The sequence below is a fragment of the Rhizobium sp. 0TCS1.26 genome (assembly GCF_050455525.1).
Classification (GTDB): domain Bacteria; phylum Pseudomonadota; class Alphaproteobacteria; order Rhizobiales; family Rhizobiaceae; genus Neorhizobium.
Window position 1 is genome coordinate 343,770 of the sequence record NZ_JBCIYV010000001.1, and the last position, 18,593, is coordinate 362,362.

An 18,593-nucleotide genomic window follows, 5' to 3' on the forward strand; every position below is an offset into this window, starting at 1 on the left:
CAAGCCCGCCGATCAGATCGACCGCAGCGTCCAGTCGACGATTTCCGCGCCCACCTGGGCAAACGCCCGGTTGATCGCCGCGACAAACTGGGCATTGTCGGCGCCGCGCACCGGAACGCTCGCCTCGAACACCCGCTGCGCCCGCACCGTGCCGTTGCGGTCGTTGAGGATCTTGGCCGAGATCTGCACATGTGCTACATCGGCGCCGCTGGTATCCACCTCGAAGGCGCGGATGTCGGTGACCACCTGGTAGTCGATCGCCAGGCCCTGCCCCGGCTTGCCGACACCGGCAAGCTTGCCGGTGTTCTCGAAGGCCTCGACGAGCTTCGACTGAACCATCCGCGGCAGGCGGTCGCCCCACTGCGATTTCGACAGGTACTGGATCTCGGAGGCCGAGACGCGCACCACCACCTGCTCGCTGTCCAGCGATTTCAACGCCGTCGGTTCGGTCACCAGGATCTGCCGGCTCTTGGCCGTCGGCGCGTTGGCCATCGGCGTGATCGACAGGTCGAACGTGTCGTTGTTGGCCTTGCTGCCGCAGCCTGCCAGCAGCAGTGCAATCAGCGGCAGCGCAATCAGCGCCTTGGACATCGCATTGGCTTCCATCATGTGTGCCCCGGCCTCTCCCGTGTTCCTGCTCAAGATCTTCAACGGCGTGTCCTGCCGTCGTATTCCTTCACCGTCTCGCCACCGAAGATCAGGCGCTGCGGGTTCTGGTCGAAGTTGGTGATCGTCTCGTTGAGGCTCTGCACCGTGCGCCGGGTATCGGTGATCAGCGTCTGCACGTCGCGCAGGCCGGTGCCGGAGAAGCGCGTCAGGTTGTCGGCGATCGGCCCGATGCGGTTGTTGAGATTGTCGGCCGTTGCCCGGATCGATTCGAGCGTCTTCTGCGCTTCGGCGAACAGGCCCTGCGAATCCGAGCCGCTGACCATGTTGTCGACCTTGGCGAGGATGCCGTCGACCCGCGTCGAGGCCTGGTTGAGCTTCTGCGCCAGCTCCGTGAAGTCGCGGATCGCGTCGTTGATCTCGTCGCGGCGATCGGCCACCCCATCCACCACCTCGCGTGCCGAGGCAATCGCGCCGCGGGCATCGGCCGAGGCCTGGGTGATGTCGTTGACGGCGGTATTCACCTTGTTGGCGTCGACGGCGGCCAGCAGTGCATCGGCACGCCGCAGCACGCTCTGTGCCTCGGTGCTCGCCTGGTTGAAGCCGCTCGCGGCGTCGCGCACCTCCGACATGATGTCGCCGATCTGGTCGGTCGACTGGGCGATGTCGCCGGTCACCTTCTCGGCATTCGAGATGATGTTGTTGATCTTCTTCGCGTCGACCGCGCGCACCAGGCCGTCAACCGCCTCGAGCGTCGAATCGAGACGCACGGAGACGGTGTTGAAGGTGCCCGACAGCGCCGAAAGGCTGCGCAGGAATTCGTCGATGGCGCCGGAGTTTTCGCTGAGAGCGGCGGTAAAGGTCTCGGCATGCTCGATCGTCCGGGTCAGCGGTCCGCGCGCGTCGGTGACGAAGCCCTGGATCTGGCCGATCGCGTCATCGGCGCGCTGCAGGATCTTGTCGGCGGTCGCCAGCAGGTTGGTGACGCTCGACTGGTCGGCCAGCAGCACCGCCGGGCGGCCGGTTTCCTCGGCCTTGTTCAGCATGTTCTCCTCGCCCTTGTTGCCGCCGGAGAGCTCGATATAGGCAGCACCCGTCAGGCCCTGCACTTCCAGCACGGCCTTGGTCGAGGGATAGACCGGTGCCGTCGTCTGCACCTCGGTGAAGGCGATCGAGAAGTTGGGGTCGTCGGGGTCGATGGTCAGGTTGCGCACCGAGCCGACGGCAATACCGTTGAAGCGCACGGGCGAGCCGACCGACAGGCCGTTGGCGGATCCCGGAATGCGGATCGCCAGCTCCGCCATCGGGCCGCTGCGGCCGAACTGCGCCATCCAGTAGACGAAGCCGAAGGCCGCCAGCACGACAAGGATCGTGAAGAAGCCGACGATGGCGTAATTGGCTTTGGTTTCCATGGCTCTTTACTTTCCTGGCCTTGCGCCGTTCGCGCTGTCGTCGTCGCTGACGATCGAACGCGCCCGTTTTCCGTGGAAGTAGGATTGGACCCAGGCATCGTCGCAGGCGAGCATATCGTCCAGCGTCCCTTCCACCAACACGCGTTTCTGCCCCAACACGGCGATCCGGTCGCAGACCGAGAACAGGCTGTCGAGGTCGTGTGTGACCATGTAGACGGTCAGGCCGAGCGTATCGCGCAGCCTGGCAATCAGCATGTCGAATTCGGCAGCGCCGATCGGATCGAGGCCCGATGTCGGCTCGTCGAGGAACACCAGCGCCGGGTCGAGCGCCAGCGCCCGGGCGAGCGCCGCGCGCTTGATCATGCCGCCGGAGAGTTCGGACGGATACTTGTCGGCGGCATCCGGGGCAAGTCCCACCATTTCGATCTTCAGGTAGGCCAGCTCGTCCATCAGCGACTGCGGCAGGTCGAGATATTCGCGCATCGGCAGCTGGATGTTTTCCTTCACCGTCAGGGCCGAAAACAGCGCGCCGTGCTGAAACAGCACGCCCAGCTGCATGTCGAGCCGCATGCGCTCCTTCTCGTCGGCGTTCTCGTAATCGACGCCGAGAATGCGGATCGAGCCGGAACCGTGCGGCAGAAGCCTCAGCACCGTACGCATCAGCACCGACTTGCCGGTGCCGGACGCGCCGACGAAGCCGAGGATCTCGCCCCGGTAGATGTCGAGGTTCAGCCGGTCGAGGACCGTGTTCGAGCCGAACGACACCGTCAGGTCGCGCACCGACAGGATGATCCGGTCATCGTCCGGATGCTCCTCGGTCGCAGTGTCTGTTTCCTGAATTGCCATGGGCTCCCTAGAAGTCGATCGCGGAGTAGAAGATGGCAAACAGCGCATCCATGAGGATGACCACGAAGATCGACTTCACCACCGAGGCCGTGACGTGCTGGCCGAGCGATTCGGCGCTACCGCCCACCTTCATACCCTCTACAGCCGAAACGATGCCGATGGCGAGCGCCATGAATGGCGCCTTGATCATGCCCGATGCCACCGACGAATAGTCGACCGCCTCGTGCAGGCGCGACAGGAAGGTCTGGAAGGTGATGCCGGAATAGGCCCAGGTGATCACCGCCGCACCGTAGAGGGCGGAGAAGTTGGCAACGATGGTCAGCAGCGGAAGCGCAATCGTCAGCGCCACCAGCCGCGGGAAGATCAGCACGCCGACCGGATTGAGACCGATCACCGTCAGGGCGTCGATCTCTTCGCGCATCTTCATCGAGCCGATTTCGGCGGTAATGGCGCTGCCCGAGCGGCCGGCGATCATGATCGCCGTCAGCAGCACGCCGATCTCGCGCAGCTGCAGGATGCCGACGAGGTCGACGACGAACAGTTCGGCGCCGAAATAGCGAAGCTGGAAGGCGCCCTGCTGGGCGATGATGGCGCCGATCAGGAACGACATCAGCACGATGATCGGCACCGCCTGGACGCCCATGCGGTCGATATGGGTAACCACGGAGGCGGGAGAGACGCCGGCGCCGCGGCCGAATTTCAGCTGTGCGCCGCCGACGGCGGAGCCGAGAATGTGCATGCCGGCGACCGTATCGCCGACGAAGCCGCTGATCGCCCGGCCCGGCGGCTCGAATATCCTCGTAAACAGCGAGCGGCCATCGGCAGTCTTGCCGGAACCAGCCGGTTCCTCGGTAGGCATCGCATCGATGAGGTCTGAGAGCGTCTGCCCGGCACCGGCCAGCTCGACGTCGCGGCCGGCTGCCTGCTGGCGCAGGATGAGGCGGCGGATCAGCCAGGCGCCGGCCGTATCGACCATGTCGATGCCGGAGACGTCGATCTGCAGCGGCCCGGAGCCACCGCGCGCCTCGAACGCCGTGAGATCGCTCAGCACATGGCCGATGCCGCGGTTGCGCCAATCGCCAGCAAGCACTACCCGCTCGGCTCCGTCGACGGATCCTGCGGTGTCGGCGGATCCTGCCGTCTCGAATGTTGCGGGCCTGTCATCGGCCGGCTTCGGGTTGCCATGCATATGTTGCTGCTCAAACGTCCGGTTGATGCTACCGATGAGACCGCCAATATAAACTCCCGCCGGTGAATTGCCATGCGGAGCGAAAGGAATTCGATGCCCCGTCACCTCAAAGCCACAACGGAAACATTCCCGATCGCCGGCACCTTCACGATCTCGCGCGGTTCGAAGACCGAGGCGCATGTGGTCGTCTGCACGATCGAGGAGGATGGCATCGTCGGGCGTGGCGAATGCGTGCCCTATGCCCGCTACGGCGAGACCGTCGAAGGCGTCGCGGCCGACGTCGAGAAGCTGGCCCGGGCCGTGGCGGATGGCCTCGATCGCGCCGGCCTGCAGACGCTGATGCCGGCCGGTGCGGCGCGCAACGCGGTCGACTGCGCGCTCTGGGATCTCGAGGCCAAGCGGGCCGGATCCACCGTCGCGGCACTGACCGGATCGCCGATCCGCGAGCCGCTGGTCACCGCCTTCACGATTTCGCTCGGCACGCCCGAGGCGATGGCGGAGCAGGCAGCCGAAAATGCCCGGCGGCCGCTGCTGAAGGTCAAGGTCGGCACGCAGGACGACGAGGAGCGCATCCTCGCGGTCCGGCGGGCGGCGCCCGAGGCGACGATCATCCTCGATGCCAACGAAGGCTGGACCGACGACAACCTCGCCCGGTACTTGGCGATCTGCGCCGAGGCGGGGATAGCGCTCGTCGAGCAGCCGCTGCCGGCCGGCCGTGACGCAGCGCTTGCAGCCATGCCTCGCCTGGTGCGGGTCTGCGCCGACGAGAGCGTCCATGCGACCGAGGATCTCGAAAGCCTGCGCGACCGCTACGACGCCGTCAACATCAAGCTCGACAAGACCGGCGGGCTCACCGAGGCGCTGCGGATGAAGGCGGAGGCAGACCGGCTCGGTTTTTCGGTGATGGTCGGCTGCATGCTTGCCACCTCGCTGTCGATGGCACCCGCCGTGCTTCTGGCCCAGGGCTGCGCCTATGCCGATCTGGACGGGCCGCTGCTCCTGGCGCGCGACCGCGAGCCCGGGCTGCGATTCGAGGGGTCGCTCGTCTACCCGCCCGAGCCCATGCTCTGGGGCTGAGGCCGGGCGGCGCGGGTGTTGAGCCACAGGCCGATCGCCGCCACCGCCGCCATTGCCAGATAGGCCGGCTGGCCGAATTCGCGGTAGAGCGCGCCGGACAGGAAGGTCGAGGCCGCCAGGAAGGCGCCGCTATAGAAGAAATAGGTGCCCTGCACCGATGATTCGCGGCTCTCATGCACCTGCTCGACGATCTTCTGCTGGATGCCGAAATGCAGGAAGGCGAAACTGAACGCGTGGCTGCACTGGAGCAGCAGTGCCGGCCAGAAGTCGAGCGGCAGCACGAACAGGCACCAGCGCAGGACCGCCGCCGCCGAGCCGAACAGGATGAGCGCATTCGGCGAAATCCGCCGGGCGATGCGGCCGGAGAGGAAGAAGAACAGGATTTCCGCCAGCACGCCCGCCGACCACAGGAAGCCGATTTCGGTGCCGCCGAAGCCCATCGCCTGCCAGTGGATGGCGGAAAAGCCGTAATACATGCCGTGCGTCGACTGGACGAGCGTGCAGCCGATCATCAGCAGCGTCAGCCGCCCGCCCAACCCGCTGTCGGCAGACTGTCGTGGGCCAGGCTCTGAAGAACCGTTCGCCCGTCCCAGCCGCGGCACGCCGAACGCCGCAATCAGCGTCAGCAGGAAGGCGGCGCTGGCCGCCCACGGAACCACCGAGCCGGATGAGCGTGCCATCGCCTCCCCGGCGATCAGCGACATGGCGACGAAGCCGATCGAACCCCAGACGCGGATCGAGCCGTAGCGGTAGCCCCAGCGGCGCACGCCGGTGACGGTGATCGATTCGAGCACCGGCGTGAACGGCGCAAACGCCGCGCCCTGCAGGCTGAACACCAGCAGCACCATCCAGAAGCCGTCCGCCAGTGTCAGCGCCAGGGCCGAGACGAGCGACAGCGCGGCGGAAAATACCAGCACCCGGGCGCGTTCCGGCAGCCGGTCGGCCAGCATCCCGGCGATCGGCGCCGACAGTACGCGCAGCACGATGGGCACGGTGAGGATGATGCCGATCTGGAAATCATCGAGCGACAGGGATTTCAGCCAGACCGGGAAGAACGGCAGGAGCACGCCGTTGACGCCGAGCGCCGCCGCGTAGGCGAGCGCGCAGCGCGTGGCAAACAGGGACGGCACCGGCAGGCTGGATTGGGCCACGCAGGCTCCGAAATCAGAAGGCGAATGATCAGCGACGCATACACCAGCGCCGCGCACCTGCCTATAGGCTTTGCGGCACCCGCCCCGCCTGTCGCCTCTGCTCCCGCCGGTGAACTCGACCCGTCAGGCGGCCCGCGCGTCCGCCAGGACCTTGGCGGCGACCGGCAGCGACGTCACTTCGGCGCCCTCGTCGGCCCGCTGCCAGGAGATCAGCTCGAATCGGCCATCCATGTGCTCGGCGATCGCCGTGCAGCTTTCCACCCAGTCGCCGGTGTTGATGTAGCGGATGCCGTCGATGTCTTCCATGACAGCATGGTGGATGTGGCCGCAGATCACCCCGTCGACATGGTTGCGGCGGGCTTCCTCGGCGACCACCTTCTGGAATTCGCCGATGAAGTTGACCGCCTGCTTCACCTGCAGCTTGGCCCAGGCGGAGAACGACCAGTAGGGCATGTTGAGCCGCCGCCGGACGATCGCCAGCAGGCCGTTGATGACGATCGCCGCGTCATAGGCCCAGTCGCCGAGATAGGCGAGAAGCCGGATGTTGCGCACCACCACGTCGAATTCGTCGCCGTGCAGGACGAGATACTTCTTGCCGTCGGCCGCTTCGTGGATCAGCCGTTCCGCCACCTCGATGCCGCCGAAGTGCACGCCGGGGAACGACCGCAGGAACTCGTCGTGATTGCCGGGAACGTAGATGATGCGGGTTCCCTTGCGGGCCTTGCGCAGCAGCTTCTGGATGACGTCGTTGCAGCCCTGCGGCCAGTACCAGCTGCGCTTCAGTCGCCATCCGTCGACAATGTCGCCGACCAGCACGAGCGTCTGCGCCTCGTGATGACGCAGGAAGTCGAGCAGGAAGTCCGTCTTCGCCGCCTTCGATCCCAGATGGATGTCGGAAATGAAGAGAGTCCTGAAATGTCTGGTTTCCACTGTCTGAACCACGGTTCCCGCCCTTTCGTCGTGCAGTCCCTTCAGGCCGTTCAAGATCAGACTCGTTTATCAGGAAGATGACAGCCGCCCGGATCGACCGCTCCGCGGACGAGGACTGTCTGGCGCCGGACAGCGGTACCGCCGGGCGCGCGAGGCGAAAATTGGCTACTGTTCCGGCCGAAAGTTTGCTGTAAGAGACCGGTGACAAAAGACGACCAGAAAGGATACGGCGATGGACGAGCAAGCTAAGGCTCTTTCGGACAAGCAGACCGCAACCGCGGACCTTGAGGAACAGGCGCTGTTCTTCCATCGCTATCCGCGACCCGGCAAGCTGGAGATCCAGGCGACCAAGCCGCTCGGCAACCAGCGCGACCTGGCGCTCGCCTATTCGCCGGGCGTCGCAGCCCCCTGTCTTGCCATTCGCGACAACCCGGAAATGGCGGCCGAATACACGGCGCGCGCCAATCTCGTGGCCGTCGTTTCCAACGGTTCGGCCGTTCTCGGTCTCGGCAATATCGGCCCGCTCGCCTCAAAGCCGGTGATGGAGGGCAAGGCCGTCCTGTTCAAGAAGTTCGCTGCCATCGACGTCTTCGACATCGAGATCGCCGCCGAGAGCGTCGATGCCATGGTGTCGACGGTGGCCGCCCTCGAGCCGACCTTCGGCGGCATCAACCTTGAGGACATCAAGGCGCCGGAATGTTTCGAGGTCGAGCGCCAGCTGCGCGAGCGCATGAACATCCCGGTCTTCCACGACGACCAGCACGGCACCGCGATCATCGTCGCCGCCGCCATCCTCAACGGGCTGGAACTTGCGGGCAAGAAGATCGAGGACGTCAAGATCGTCACCTCGGGCGCCGGCGCCGCAGCGCTTGCCTGCATCAACCTTCTGGTGCTCCTCGGCGCGCGCCGGGAAAACATCTGGGTCCACGACATCGAAGGCCTGGTCTATGAGGGCCGCAACGTGCTGATGGATCCGTGGAAGGAAATCTACGCCCAGAAGAGCGACAAGCGCGTGCTGGCCGAATCGATCGGCGGCGCCGACGTCTTCCTCGGCCTGTCGGCGGCGGGCGTCCTGAAGCAGGAACTGCTGGTGCAGATGGCCGAGAAGCCGCTGATCATGGCGCTTGCCAACCCGACGCCGGAAATCATGCCGGAGCTTGCCCGCGCCGCCCGCCCGGATGCGATGATCTGCACCGGCCGGTCCGATTTCCCCAACCAGGTCAACAACGTCCTCTGCTTCCCCTACATCTTCCGCGGTGCGCTCGATTGCGGCGCAACGACCATCAACGAAGAGATGAAGATGGCCGCCGTCAAGGCGATCGCAGGCCTTGCCCGCGAAGAGGTCTCCGACGTCGCCGCCCGCGCCTATTCGGACGAGACGCCGATCTTCGGACCCAACTACCTGATCCCCTCGCCCTTCGATCCGCGCCTCATCCTGCGCATCGCGCCGGCCGTTGCCCGGGCCGCCGCCGAGACCGGCGTCGCCACCCGTCCGATTGCCGACTTCGATCAGTACCTCGACCAGCTGAGCCGCTTCGTCTGGCGCTCCGGCTTCGTCATGAAGCCGATCTTCACCAGCGCCAAGATCGCCGAGAAGAAGCGCGTCATCTTCGCCGAGGGCGAGGACGAGCGCGTGCTGCGCGCCGCCCAGGTTCTGCTCGAGGAAAAGACCGGCGTCCCGATCCTCATCGGCCGTCCGTCGGTCATCGAGGCCCGCCTCAAGCGGTTCGGCATCCGCATCCGGCCGAACACCGATTTTGCCGTCATCAACCCGGAAGACGATCCGCGCTACCGCGACTACGTCGATGAATACTCGGCGCTGGTCGGCCGCGCCGGCATCAACCCGGAAGCCGCCCGCACCATCGTGCGCACCAATTCCACGGTGATCGGCGCCCTCGCCGTCAAGCGCGGCGATGCCGACGCGCTGATCTGCGGCGTCGAAGGCCGCTTCGATCGTCACCTGAAGGATGTCCGCCAGATCATCGGCATGCGCTCCGGCGTCTGCGCGTTTTCCAGCCTCAGCCTGCTGATCACCCAGAAGGGTCCGGTCTTCTTCACCGACACCTTCGTCAACTACAATCCGACGCATGCCGAGATCGCCGAGATCACGGTGCTGGCGGCGCAGGAAATCCGACGCTTCGGCATCACACCGAAGGCGGCGCTGATCTGCCATTCGAACTTCGGCTCGCGCAATTCGGAAAGCGCCACCAAGATGCGGGCGGCCCTCGAACTGGTGCGCCAGCGGGCGCCTGAACTCGAAGTCGACGGCGAGATGCAGGCCGGCTCGGCGCTCTCGGAACACCTGCGCAAGCGGGCCATGCCCGACAGCAGCCTGTCCGGCGAGGCCAATCTGCTGGTGTTCCCGAACCTCGATGCCGCCAACATCTCGCTCGGCATTGCCCGCACGATGATGGACGCCCTGCATGTCGGGCCGATCCTTCTCGGCGCAGCACAGCCGGCCCACATCCTGTCGACCTCGGTTACCTCGCGCGGCGTCGTCAACATGGCGGCACTTGCCGTCGTCGAAGCCTCGCACGCAGATTTTTCCGTCGTCGGCGCCTGAGCGACGGAACAGCAGCGGGCTTATGACATTGTCAACCCGGACGCCCCAGACTGGCAGACCACGACGGTCGGCGAGCTAGGCGTCCGGCCGCCAATGCCAGATGACGGAACCCCGATGCCCCGCACGTTTCTCCTCCCCGCTCTCGTTCTGCTGATCCCCGCCTCGTCGTTTGCCGCCGATACTGCCTCCCGCTGTCTGGAACTTGGCCAGGAGATCGCCGGCACCACCCAGGTCATCGGCAGCACCAGCGGCGCCAATGTCTATGCCACGACGCTCAACCGGCAGAACCGGGAGATCCGCAGGCTGCGCATGGAGATGCAGGAGATGGGCTGCGGCAATGGCAGCATCGTCAGGCTCGGCGGATCGTCCGGCGCCGGAGAGACGCCGGCTGAAGGCGACTGCAGCGACTACGCCGCCAACCTCGCATCCATGGAAGATAACCGCCGCCAGATCCTTGCCCGCCGGCAGGCGCCGCAGAAGGTCGTCCAGTCGCTCGGCCGTGACGAGGCAGCGGTGCGCGAAGAGATGCGCAAGCTTCGTTGCGGAGAACAGGACCCGGTCGCCATTCCGGCCTCGCTCGGGGCCGAGGAAGCAACCGTGGCGCCGAGCGTCGGCAGCAATCGCGACAGCTCGATCACCCGGCTGGGCACCCAGTCTCAGCTTTCGGTTCAGGATGCCTCGCCAATCATGCCGGAGCGCGACTACGATCCGACAAAGCCGATCCGCACAGTCGGCCCGCAGTTCTTCCCGGACGACCAGAATATCGATCTGGCAAGCCCGAAGCAGGCACCGCGTCAGCTGCAGGAATAGCCGGCGCCGCCGCTAGCGCCCGGCAGGCTTCCCCCATCCGTCCTCGAAGATCAGCGCATCGAGATCGAGCCGCTGCCGCCAGCCTTTCAGCGCCAGCTCGGGCGCCTCGTAGAGCGCGTCGACATAGCCGACGCAGAGCCAGGCGACGATCTCCACCCGCTCCGGAATGTCGAGGATCTGCCGCACGTCCTCGTCGCGAAAGATGCTCACCCAGCCGACGCCCACGCCTTCGGCGCGGGCTGCCAGCCAGAGGTTCTGCACCGCGCAGACGGTCGAATAGACGTCCATGCGCGGGTTGTGCGTGCGTCCCAACACCACGGGGCCGGCGCGGTCCGGATCGCAGGTGATGCAGATCGATACCGGCGCCTTGCGGATGCCCTCGAGCTTCAGGCTGCGGTAGAGCGCCTGCTGCTCGTCGGCGAACAGACCCGCCGCCTCTTCATTGGCACGCGAGAACGCCTGCCAGGCCTTCTCCTTCACGCCCGCATCGCGGATGACGATGAAACTCCACGGCTGCATGAAGCCGACCGAGGGTGCCGCATGCGCGGCCTCCAGCAGCCGCCGCAGCAGGTCGTCCGGTAGAGGCTCGGCGCGGAACTGGTCGCGCACGTCGCGGCGCGAATGGATGGCGTGGTAGACGGCCGCACGCGCCGCCTCATCGAAGGCACCGGCGGGCGCCGGCCGCGGATCTTCGCAGGGTTCGGGAGCGTCACCGGGCTCTACGCCGGTCATCGTTGAGGACTGTAGCGGACGAAGGCGAAGGCTGACCCGTCCGGTGCCCAGTTCGGCGAGTTCATCGTTCCCTGGCCGCCGAACAGCGACAGCAGCGTCTCGACGTTGCCGCCGTCCGGATCCATCATCCGGATCGACACGTCGAGGTCGCGCGGGTGATCGAAGACGGCTCCGTCATAGGCGAGGAAGATCACCTTGCCGCCGTCCGGCGAGGGATGCGGAAACCAGTCGCCGTCGTCGCTGTGGCTGATCCGCTCGGCCGCCCCGCCATCTGCCGGCACGCGCCAGATCTGCATGCGGCCGGTGCGGCTGGAGTTAAAGTAGATCCATCGGCCGTCGGGCGAATAATCCGGCCCGTCATTGCGGCCCTCGCCCTGCGTCAGGCGCCGTTCGTCCGTGCCGTCGGTCGCGATCGTATAGATGTCGAAGAGATCGTCGCGGATGCCGCAATAGGTGAAGCGGCCGCCATCGGGCGACCAGCCATGCCAGTAGCTCGGCAGGTTCTCCGTCACCAGCTTCGGCGTGCCGCCGTCGATCGGCAGGATATAGATCGCCGACTTGCCGAACTGGCACTTGTCGGAGATCGCCAGATGGCGGCCGTCCGGCGAAATGCCATGGTCGTTGTTGCACTGGATGGCGAACCCGGTGTCCACCGGCTCCGGCTGCGCGCCGCCCTCCACCGCCAGCCGGACCATGCGTCCCTCGCTGTTGAGCATCAGGAAGCGGCCGTCCGGCGACCAGTTGGGAGCCTCGAACAGCGCATCCGTCTGCCATACCACGCGCGAGGACCGGCTCTTCAGATCAAAGATCTCGATGGAACTGCGCATGTCTTTCCTTCCGACACGGTGCGCTGGGTCGATCTCCCCTATGTGGGGAAATGTCCGGCGGGACAGAGCGGCGTCAACATCCCGCCAATCCTATGCATTCCGACGATTACCGATCCCGGAACCGGTTGGTGATCGGATAGCGCCGATCCCTGCCAAAGTTCTTCTTGGTGATCTTGACGCCCGGTGCCGATTGCCGGCGCTTGTATTCGGCAAGATACAGCAGATGTTCGATGCGGTGCACGGTCGCCGCGTCATGGCCGCGCGCAACGATCGCCTCGGTCCCCATCTCGCCCTCCACCAGGCATTCGAGGATGTCGTCGAGCACCGGATACGGCGGCAGCGAATCCTGGTCGGTCTGGTCGGGCCGCAGCTCGGCCGACGGCGCCTTGGCGATGATGTTCTTCGGGATCACCTCGCCGCCCGGCCCCAGCGCGCCCGGCGGCAGGTGGGCGTTGCGCCACTCGGCGATCCCGTAGACCTGCATCTTGTAGAGGTCCTTGATCGGGTTGAAGCCGCCGTTCATGTCGCCGTAAAGCGTCGCATAGCCGACCGACATTTCCGACTTGTTGCCGGTAGTCACAACCATCGAACCGAACTTGTTGGAGATCGCCATGAGAATGGTGCCGCGCGTGCGGCTCTGCAGGTTCTCCTCGGTAATGCCTTCCTCGGTGCCCTCGAACATCTCCGACAGCGCCGAGAGAAAGCCCTCGACCGGCTCGGAGATCGGCACGATGTCGTAGCGGCAGCCAAGCGCCTTGGCGCAGTCGGCGGCATCGGAAAAGCTCTCCTCCGACGTATAGCGGTAGGGCAGCATCACGGTGCGCACCCGCTCCTCGCCCAGCGCATCGACGGCGATCGCCGCGCAAACGGCCGAGTCGATGCCGCCGGAAAGGCCGAGCACCACCGATTTGAAGCCGTTCTTGTTGACGTAGTCGCGGAAGCCGAGCAGGCAGGCGCGGTAGTCGGCCTCTTCGTCCTCCGGAATATGCGCCATCGGCCCTTGGCTGCAGCGCCAGACGCCGTCGCGCCGGTGCCAGTCGGTGACCGTCAGCGCCGTCTCGAACTCGCTCATCTGGAAGGCGAGCGTCTTGTCGGCATTGAAGCCGAAGCTCGCGCCATCGAAGACCAGCTCGTCCTGGCCGCCGTTCTGGTTCACGTAGATGATCGGCAGCCCGCTCTCGATCACCTGGCGCAGCACCACCTGGTGGCGGACGTCCATCTTGCCGCGATAGTAGGGTGAGCCGTTCGGAACGATCAGCAGTTCCGCGCCGCTTTCGGCCAGCGTCTCGCAGACGCCGAGTTCGTTCCAGATTTCCTCGCAGATCGGCACGCCGATGCGCACGCCGCGAAAATTCACCGGCCCCGGCATCTCGCCTTCGGTGAAGACGCGCTTCTCGTCGAATTCGCCGTAGTTCGGCAGGTCGATCTTGTCGCGCAAGGCAAGGATGGCGCCGTTGTCGACGATCGCTGCCGAGTTGTGACGCCCCTTGGGACCCTGTCGCGGCAGGCCGACGATCACGCCCGGTCCGCCGTCCCTGGTATCCTCGACCAGTGCTTCCAGCGCCTTCCAGCAGGCATCGAGAAAGGCCGGCTTCAGCACCAGGTCTTCCGGCGGATAGCCCGACAGGAAGAGCTCGGTGAAGACGACGAGATCGGCCCCCTCGCGGGCGGCATCGCGGCGGGCCTCGCGGGCCAGGGCCAGGTTTCCGGCGACATCGCCGACAACAGGGTTGAGCTGCGCGAGCGCGATGCGGAGGGTCTGGGCGTTTTCCTGGGTCATGCCGTTGATTTAGCGTGCGGCAGCCAAGGCGACAACATTTCGTGCTGTGATTTTTTGGGCAACCGGGCGATCACGGCCTCCGAGCCGGGCTTGTTCACGCCGCCTCACGCGAGCACCTCCGCCACCTGCCCCTGCGCCGTAATAAGAGTAACCGCCTCGTACTCATGGACCCGACGGACTACCGCTTGCCTTCCGACAGCTGCCGCGCTCTCGCCAGGTCGGCAAGCCGCTTGCGGACAAGATCGAAGAAGTCTTTCGGCAGCATGCCGTAGTCGATCCTGGTCGGATCGTGCGGCAGGGGCCGCAGGTGGTCGCCGGGCCACTCGAACCGATTGATCTCCAGCTTGACGTAGTTCACGGCGCTATCCAGCCCGATTGCGCTTGCAACTTCGGGGGGAACTTCGATGCAGCGAAATTCCTCGCCAGGCTCGGGATAGGCGTGGCTGATGGGAACGACCGCGACGAGCCCCGTCTGTCTCGCGGAGACGACGATCGCGCAAGGCCTATCCTTGTCGCCTTCCGACAAGCCTTTCAATCTGTCGCGATGCCAAAGGTAATTGTATCTGATCACGAGCCCCGGAACTGGCTCGGGCAGGTTCACTCGCCGGGCACGCCGTATTCGGCGGCTTCGATCTCGGCCAGCAGCGCCGCATCGATATCCTCGACGCGGAGCACCTGGCGCTCCCTGTCCTTCAGGCGATGATAGCGCTCGAGTTCCTTGGCGCTCAGATAACCGCCGATGACGCGACCATGGGACGTGACTTCGATGACGTCCGTCGAGAAGGCTTCCTCACGATACTTGCCGAAGCCGCGCGAGAACTCGGTGGCCGAAACCTGGATTGCAGATGCCATCATCACGCTCCTTCAACAGATCGGAAAATGCGTAAAATCCGCATTCTTGTCAATCTGCTCCCCGACCAACCAAAAAGGGCCGGAGATTTCCCCCGGCCCTTGTCGAATGGCTGCAGTCTCGTCCTGTCTCAGCCGTTGACCGCCAGGCGCTTCTCGTCGCGGCCGGTCTTCATCCGCTCGGCCAGCAGGAAGGCCAGCTCCAGCGCCTGGTCGGCGTTGAGGCGCGGGTCGCAATGCGTGTGGTAGCGGTCCTGCAGGTCGCCGGCCGTCACGGCGCGCGCGCCGCCGGTGCATTCGGTGACGTCCTTGCCGGTCATCTCGACATGGATGCCACCCGGATGCGAGCCTTCGGCCCGGTGGATCTGGAAGAAGCTCTCGACCTCCGACAGAACCCGGTCGAACGGCCGGGTCTTGTAATTGTTGAGCGTGATCGTGTTGCCGTGCATCGGATCGCACGACCACACCACCTTGCGGCCCTCGCGCTCGACGGCGCGGATCAACCGCGGCAGGTGGTCGGCCACCTTGTCGTAGCCGAAGCGGCAGATCAGCGTCAGGCGCCCGGCCTCGTTGGCCGGGTTGAGGATGTCGATGAGGCGCAGCAGATCGTCGGCCTGCAGCGACGGGCCGCACTTCAGGCCGATCGGGTTCTTGATGCCGCGGCAGAATTCCACATGCGCGTGGTCCGCCTGGCGGGTGCGGTCGCCGATCCAGATCATGTGGCCGGACGTCGCGTACCAGTCGCCGGAGGTCGAATCGACGCGGGTCATCGCCTCTTCATAGCCCAGAAGCAGCGCCTCGTGGCTGGTGAAGAAATCCGTCTCGCGTAGCGCCGGATTGTTTTCCGAGGTAATGCCGACGGCCTTCATGAAGTCCATCGTCTCGGAAATCCGGTCGGCGAGCTTCTTGTAGCGCTCGCCCTGCGGGCTGTCCTTGACGAAGCCGAGCATCCACTGGTGGACGTTTTCGAGATTGGCGTAGCCGCCCATCGCAAACGCGCGCAACAGGTTCAGCGTCGCGGCCGACTGCCGGTAGGCCATCAGCTGGCGTTCCGGGTTCGGAATGCGCGCCTCCGAGTTGAACTCGATGCCGTTGATGATGTCGCCGCGGTAGGACGGCAGCGCGACGTCGCCGATCGTCTCGATGTTGGACGAACGCGGCTTGGCGAACTGGCCGGCGATACGGCCAACCTTCACCACCGGCTGCTGGGCGCCGAAGGTCAGCACCACGGCCATCTGCAGGAAGGCGCGGAAGAAATCGCGGATGGTATCGGCGCCATGCTCGGCGAAGCTCTCGGCACAGTCGCCGCCCTGCAGCAGGAAGCCGTTGCCTTCGGCCACCTGTGCAAGGTTCTTCTTCAGGCGGCGCGCCTCGCCGGCAAACACCAGGGGCGGGAACGTCGCAAGCTGCGCCTCGGTCGCGGCCAGCGCGTCCGCGTCCGGATAATCCGGCACCTGCTGGATGGGCTTCTGCCGCCAGGTGTTCGGGGTCCAGTTCTGTACCATGTCCGTGTTCCGTTGTTCTCGTGCCCGGGTCTGCCGGGGCCGTCTCGATGGCGCGGCTTATAAACCTTAACGCCTCACTTGCCTAGGGCGGCTCTTGCCGCCGATGGCGTCTCCCCGGCACCGCCGGATCGCTTGTCCGTCAGGCCGTCTCGACCGGCCCCGCACGCCGGTTGCCGAGCAGACCCTTGGCGCTCTTCAGCCGTCGATCCGCTGCCCGTGACGCACCCGGTAGCTCGGCTTGTACATCGTCACCAGCTCTTCCGCTGCGGTCGGATGCACGGCCATGGTGCGGTCAAAGTCGTCCTTGGTGACGCCGGCCTTCAGCGAGATGCCGAGCAGCTGCGCCATCTCGCCGGCATCGTGGCCAAGCACATGCGCGCCGACGACCTTGCGGTCGCTGGCATTGACGATCAGCTTCATGATCATCTTCTCGGCGCGGCCAGACAGCGTCGCCTTCATCGGCCGGAATTCGGCCCGGTAGACCTCGATCTCGTCGAAACGCTTGGCGGCATCCTCTTCCGTCAGGCCGACGGTGCCGATCTCCGGCTGCGAGAACACCGCGGTGGCGATCAGCTCATGATCCGGTGCCGTCGGATTGTTCCTGTACTCGGTCTCGATGAAGCACATCGCCTCGTGGATGGCGACCGGCGTCAACTGCACCCGGTCGGTCACGTCGCCGAGCGCGAAGATATGCGGCACGCTGGTGCGCGAATAGGCGTCGACGATCACGGCGCCCCGCTCGTTCACTTCGACGCCGGCCTTTTCCAGGCCGAGCCCATGCGTGTGCGGGTCGCGGCCGAGCGCCAGCATGATCTGGTCGGCAACCAGCGTCGCCCCCTGCTTGGTGCGCGCCGTCAGTCCGCCGGCCGGCGACTGCGTCACCTCCTCGATCATGTCGGTGACGATGATGCGGATGCCCTTGGCCTCCATCGCCTTGTGCAGGCCGTGGCGCATGTCGGCATCGAAGCGCGACAGGATTTCCCGGCCGCGATAGATCAACGTCGTCTCGACGCCCATGCCGTGGAAGATGTTGGCGAACTCCACCGCGATATAGCCGCCGCCGGCGATCAGGATGGATTTCGGCAGGCTCTCCAGGTGAAAAGCCTCGTTCGAGGTGATGCAGAATTCCGAGCCGGGCAGCGAGGCGTGCGGATTGGCCGTCCCGCCGGTGGCGATGACGATGCGCTCCGCCGTCACCGTGGTATCGGTCTTCACCAGCCGGATGGTATGGGCGTCGACCAGTTCCGCGCGGCTTTCCAGAAGCTCGGCGCCGGCGCCTTCCAGGTTGCGGCGGTAGATCCCCTCAAGCCGGTCGATCTCGCGGTCCTTGGCCTCGATCAGCCGGGTCCAGTCGAACGAGCTTTCGCCCACCGTCCAGCCGAAGCCGGCGGCATCCTCTAAATGCTCTCCGTATTGCGAGGCGTAGACGAACAGCTTCTTCGGCACGCAGCCGCGGATCACGCAGGTGCCGCCGTAGCGGTATTCCTCGGCGATCGCCACCTTCTTGCCGAGCCCCGCCGCCAGCCGCGCCGAGCGCACGCCGCCCGATCCGCCGCCAATGACAAACAGGTCGTAATCGAAAGCGGCCATCGGAAAACTCCTTCGTCGGCAAAATGCTGCGGCACGGCCAATGGCTTGTCAGCCGTGCCGCTGTTCAGCGCATATAGGATGCCTCGCGCCAAAAAGAAAAGCCCGGACGATGCCGGGCTCTTCTCGATACGTGGGGTCTGCCGTTCAGGGCTTCGGCGCTGCGGCGGCGCCGCCGACTTCGGCGACCGGCGGCTGTACCGGCTTGGCATCGATCACGGTGCGCAGGCTTTCGGTGGTCTTCGTCGTCAGGTCGCGGGAAATGCCGTTCGCCCAGATTTCTGCGGCGCGAACCGATTCGCGCTGAACCAGCGGCAGCGCCTGCAGATACTTCTTGCCGACGTCCGAGCCGTAGAAGGCGGCGATCTGCTTCAGTTCCTCAAGGGTGAACGACTTGGCGAAGATCGACGCCACTTCGTTCTCCAGGTCGGCACGACGCGGCGCCAGAGCCAGCGCCTGCTGGTCGACCGCCTTGGCGATCTGATCCTGGTAGTTCGGCGAGGCGAGCGTGTATTCGCCCTTCAGCCGCTCGGCGAGGTTCGGCAGGATCGCGTCGTAGCGCTCGGTGGCGCTCAGCGACGTGATGACGTCCTTGGCCGCCTTCAGTTGATCGGCGGGAATCTCCTGCGCACCCGCGGACGTGCCGAACACGGCGCCGGAGAGGAGAACTGCGAGAGCGGCCGCACGGCCAAGAACCGCATGTCTGATCATGGATGATTGCTCCTGTCT

General features: G+C 65.6%; 17 protein-coding genes. 3 read left to right on the forward strand and 14 right to left on the reverse strand.

Annotated features, from left to right (window positions below; translation table 11 throughout):
- Nucleotides 1–12: 12 nt before the first annotated feature.
- Genes AAIH46_RS01690 through AAIH46_RS01705 form a run of 4 tightly spaced genes read right to left on the reverse strand, consistent with a single transcriptional unit; the run spans nt 13 to nt 4,053 of the window.
- Nucleotides 13–609: an ABC-type transport auxiliary lipoprotein family protein gene (locus tag AAIH46_RS01690; RefSeq protein ID WP_430304959.1), complete on the reverse strand. Its 597-nt coding sequence runs from the start codon at nt 607–609 to the stop codon at nt 13–15.
- A gap of 38 nt (nt 610–647) precedes the next feature.
- Nucleotides 648–2,018, reverse strand: coding sequence for an MlaD family protein (locus AAIH46_RS01695; protein WP_430303785.1), 1,371 nt, complete (start codon nt 2,016–2,018; stop codon nt 648–650).
- A gap of 6 nt (nt 2,019–2,024) precedes the next feature.
- Nucleotides 2,025–2,864, reverse strand: coding sequence for an ABC transporter ATP-binding protein (locus AAIH46_RS01700; protein WP_430303786.1), 840 nt, complete (start codon nt 2,862–2,864; stop codon nt 2,025–2,027).
- Nucleotides 2,865–2,871: 7 nt separating this feature from the next.
- On the reverse strand, nt 2,872–4,053 hold the full coding sequence (locus tag AAIH46_RS01705; protein WP_430303787.1) for an ABC transporter permease: 1,182 nt from the start codon (nt 4,051–4,053) through the stop codon (nt 2,872–2,874).
- Between the two features lie 93 nt (nt 4,054–4,146).
- On the opposite strand from AAIH46_RS01705, the gene dgcA reads away from it, so the two are divergent.
- Entirely contained in the window at nt 4,147–5,130 is a 984-nt protein-coding gene (gene dgcA / locus AAIH46_RS01710) for an N-acetyl-D-Glu racemase DgcA (RefSeq protein ID WP_430303788.1), read from the forward strand.
- On the opposite strand, the gene AAIH46_RS01715 is transcribed toward dgcA, so the two are convergent.
- Together AAIH46_RS01715 and AAIH46_RS01720 are read right to left on the reverse strand one after the other, a co-directional pair.
- A complete protein-coding gene (locus AAIH46_RS01715) occupies nt 5,100–6,281 on the reverse strand; it encodes an MFS transporter (RefSeq protein WP_430303789.1) in 1,182 nt (393 codons plus the stop codon). The two genes, dgcA and AAIH46_RS01715, sit on opposite strands and share 31 nt — an antisense overlap.
- 123 nt (nt 6,282–6,404) lie before the next feature.
- The gene (locus AAIH46_RS01720; RefSeq protein ID WP_430304960.1) at nt 6,405–7,256 is read right to left on the reverse strand and encodes a UDP-2,3-diacylglucosamine diphosphatase; all 852 of its coding nucleotides are present in this window, start codon (nt 7,254–7,256) and stop codon (nt 6,405–6,407) included.
- Between the two features lie 187 nt (nt 7,257–7,443).
- Here AAIH46_RS01720 and AAIH46_RS01725 point away from each other — a divergent pair, with 187 nt between their 5' ends.
- Both AAIH46_RS01725 and AAIH46_RS01730 read left to right on the forward strand, forming a co-directional pair.
- A complete protein-coding gene (locus AAIH46_RS01725; RefSeq protein ID WP_430303790.1) occupies nt 7,444–9,774 on the forward strand; it encodes an NADP-dependent malic enzyme in 2,331 nt (776 codons plus the stop codon).
- A gap of 114 nt (nt 9,775–9,888) precedes the next feature.
- Nucleotides 9,889–10,584, forward strand: coding sequence for a hypothetical protein (locus AAIH46_RS01730; protein WP_430303791.1), 696 nt, complete (start codon nt 9,889–9,891; stop codon nt 10,582–10,584).
- A gap of 12 nt (nt 10,585–10,596) precedes the next feature.
- Here AAIH46_RS01730 and bluB read toward each other — a convergent pair whose 3' ends face one another.
- From bluB to AAIH46_RS01770, 8 genes are all read right to left on the reverse strand, one after another.
- Nucleotides 10,597–11,316 carry a 5,6-dimethylbenzimidazole synthase gene (gene bluB / locus AAIH46_RS01735; protein WP_430303792.1) on the reverse strand — a complete coding sequence of 240 codons (720 nt, stop codon included), beginning with the start codon at nt 11,314–11,316 and terminating at the stop codon, nt 10,597–10,599.
- Nucleotides 11,313–12,143, reverse strand: coding sequence for a TolB family protein (locus AAIH46_RS01740; RefSeq protein ID WP_430303793.1), 831 nt, complete (start codon nt 12,141–12,143; stop codon nt 11,313–11,315). Before AAIH46_RS01740 ends, bluB begins: the two co-directional genes overlap by 4 nt.
- A gap of 106 nt (nt 12,144–12,249) precedes the next feature.
- Nucleotides 12,250–13,923, reverse strand: coding sequence for an NAD+ synthase (locus AAIH46_RS01745; RefSeq protein ID WP_430303794.1), 1,674 nt, complete (start codon nt 13,921–13,923; stop codon nt 12,250–12,252).
- Between the two features lie 178 nt (nt 13,924–14,101).
- Complete coding sequence (locus AAIH46_RS01750; protein ID WP_430303795.1) at nt 14,102–14,449, reverse strand: hypothetical protein; 348 nt, start codon at nt 14,447–14,449, stop codon at nt 14,102–14,104.
- Between the two features lie 71 nt (nt 14,450–14,520).
- Nucleotides 14,521–14,775 (reverse strand): hypothetical protein, encoded by a 255-nt coding sequence (locus AAIH46_RS01755; protein WP_430303796.1) that lies wholly within the window; start codon nt 14,773–14,775, stop codon nt 14,521–14,523.
- Between the two features lie 128 nt (nt 14,776–14,903).
- Nucleotides 14,904–16,277 carry a class II 3-deoxy-7-phosphoheptulonate synthase gene (locus AAIH46_RS01760; RefSeq protein WP_430303797.1) on the reverse strand — a complete coding sequence of 458 codons (1,374 nt, stop codon included), beginning with the start codon at nt 16,275–16,277 and terminating at the stop codon, nt 14,904–14,906.
- A gap of 195 nt (nt 16,278–16,472) precedes the next feature.
- Nucleotides 16,473–17,867 (reverse strand): glutathione-disulfide reductase, encoded by a 1,395-nt coding sequence (gor, locus tag AAIH46_RS01765; RefSeq protein WP_430303798.1) that lies wholly within the window; start codon nt 17,865–17,867, stop codon nt 16,473–16,475.
- A 144-nt stretch (nt 17,868–18,011) separates the two neighbouring features.
- Nucleotides 18,012–18,575 (reverse strand): DUF2059 domain-containing protein, encoded by a 564-nt coding sequence (locus AAIH46_RS01770; protein ID WP_430303799.1) that lies wholly within the window; start codon nt 18,573–18,575, stop codon nt 18,012–18,014.
- Nucleotides 18,576–18,593: the final 18 nt, after the last annotated feature.

Bases quoted from the DNA above. Each gene is read 5' to 3' on its own strand.
- AAIH46_RS01700 (WP_430303786.1), bottom strand. From the start codon at position 2,864: ATGGCAATTCAGGAAACAGACACTGCGACCGAGGAGCATCCGGACGAT.
- AAIH46_RS01695 (WP_430303785.1), bottom strand. From the start codon at position 2,018: ATGGAAACCAAAGCCAATTACGCCATCGTCGGCTTCTTCACGATCCTT.
- dgcA (WP_430303788.1), top strand. From the start codon at position 4,147: ATGCCCCGTCACCTCAAAGCCACAACGGAAACATTCCCGATCGCCGGC.
- AAIH46_RS01725 (WP_430303790.1), top strand. From the start codon at position 7,444: ATGGACGAGCAAGCTAAGGCTCTTTCGGACAAGCAGACCGCAACCGCG.
- AAIH46_RS01755 (WP_430303796.1), bottom strand. From the start codon at position 14,775: ATGGCATCTGCAATCCAGGTTTCGGCCACCGAGTTCTCGCGCGGCTTC.
- AAIH46_RS01760 (WP_430303797.1), bottom strand. From the start codon at position 16,277: ATGGTACAGAACTGGACCCCGAACACCTGGCGGCAGAAGCCCATCCAG.
- AAIH46_RS01770 (WP_430303799.1), bottom strand. From the start codon at position 18,575: ATGATCAGACATGCGGTTCTTGGCCGTGCGGCCGCTCTCGCAGTTCTC.
- AAIH46_RS01705 (WP_430303787.1), bottom strand. From the start codon at position 4,053: ATGCATGGCAACCCGAAGCCGGCCGATGACAGGCCCGCAACATTCGAG.
- AAIH46_RS01690 (WP_430304959.1), bottom strand. From the start codon at position 609: ATGATGGAAGCCAATGCGATGTCCAAGGCGCTGATTGCGCTGCCGCTG.
- AAIH46_RS01740 (WP_430303793.1), bottom strand. From the start codon at position 12,143: ATGCGCAGTTCCATCGAGATCTTTGATCTGAAGAGCCGGTCCTCGCGC.
- AAIH46_RS01745 (WP_430303794.1), bottom strand. From the start codon at position 13,923: ATGACCCAGGAAAACGCCCAGACCCTCCGCATCGCGCTCGCGCAGCTC.
- gor (WP_430303798.1), bottom strand. From the start codon at position 17,867: ATGGCCGCTTTCGATTACGACCTGTTTGTCATTGGCGGCGGATCGGGC.
- bluB (WP_430303792.1), bottom strand. From the start codon at position 11,316: ATGACCGGCGTAGAGCCCGGTGACGCTCCCGAACCCTGCGAAGATCCG.
- AAIH46_RS01730 (WP_430303791.1), top strand. From the start codon at position 9,889: ATGCCCCGCACGTTTCTCCTCCCCGCTCTCGTTCTGCTGATCCCCGCC.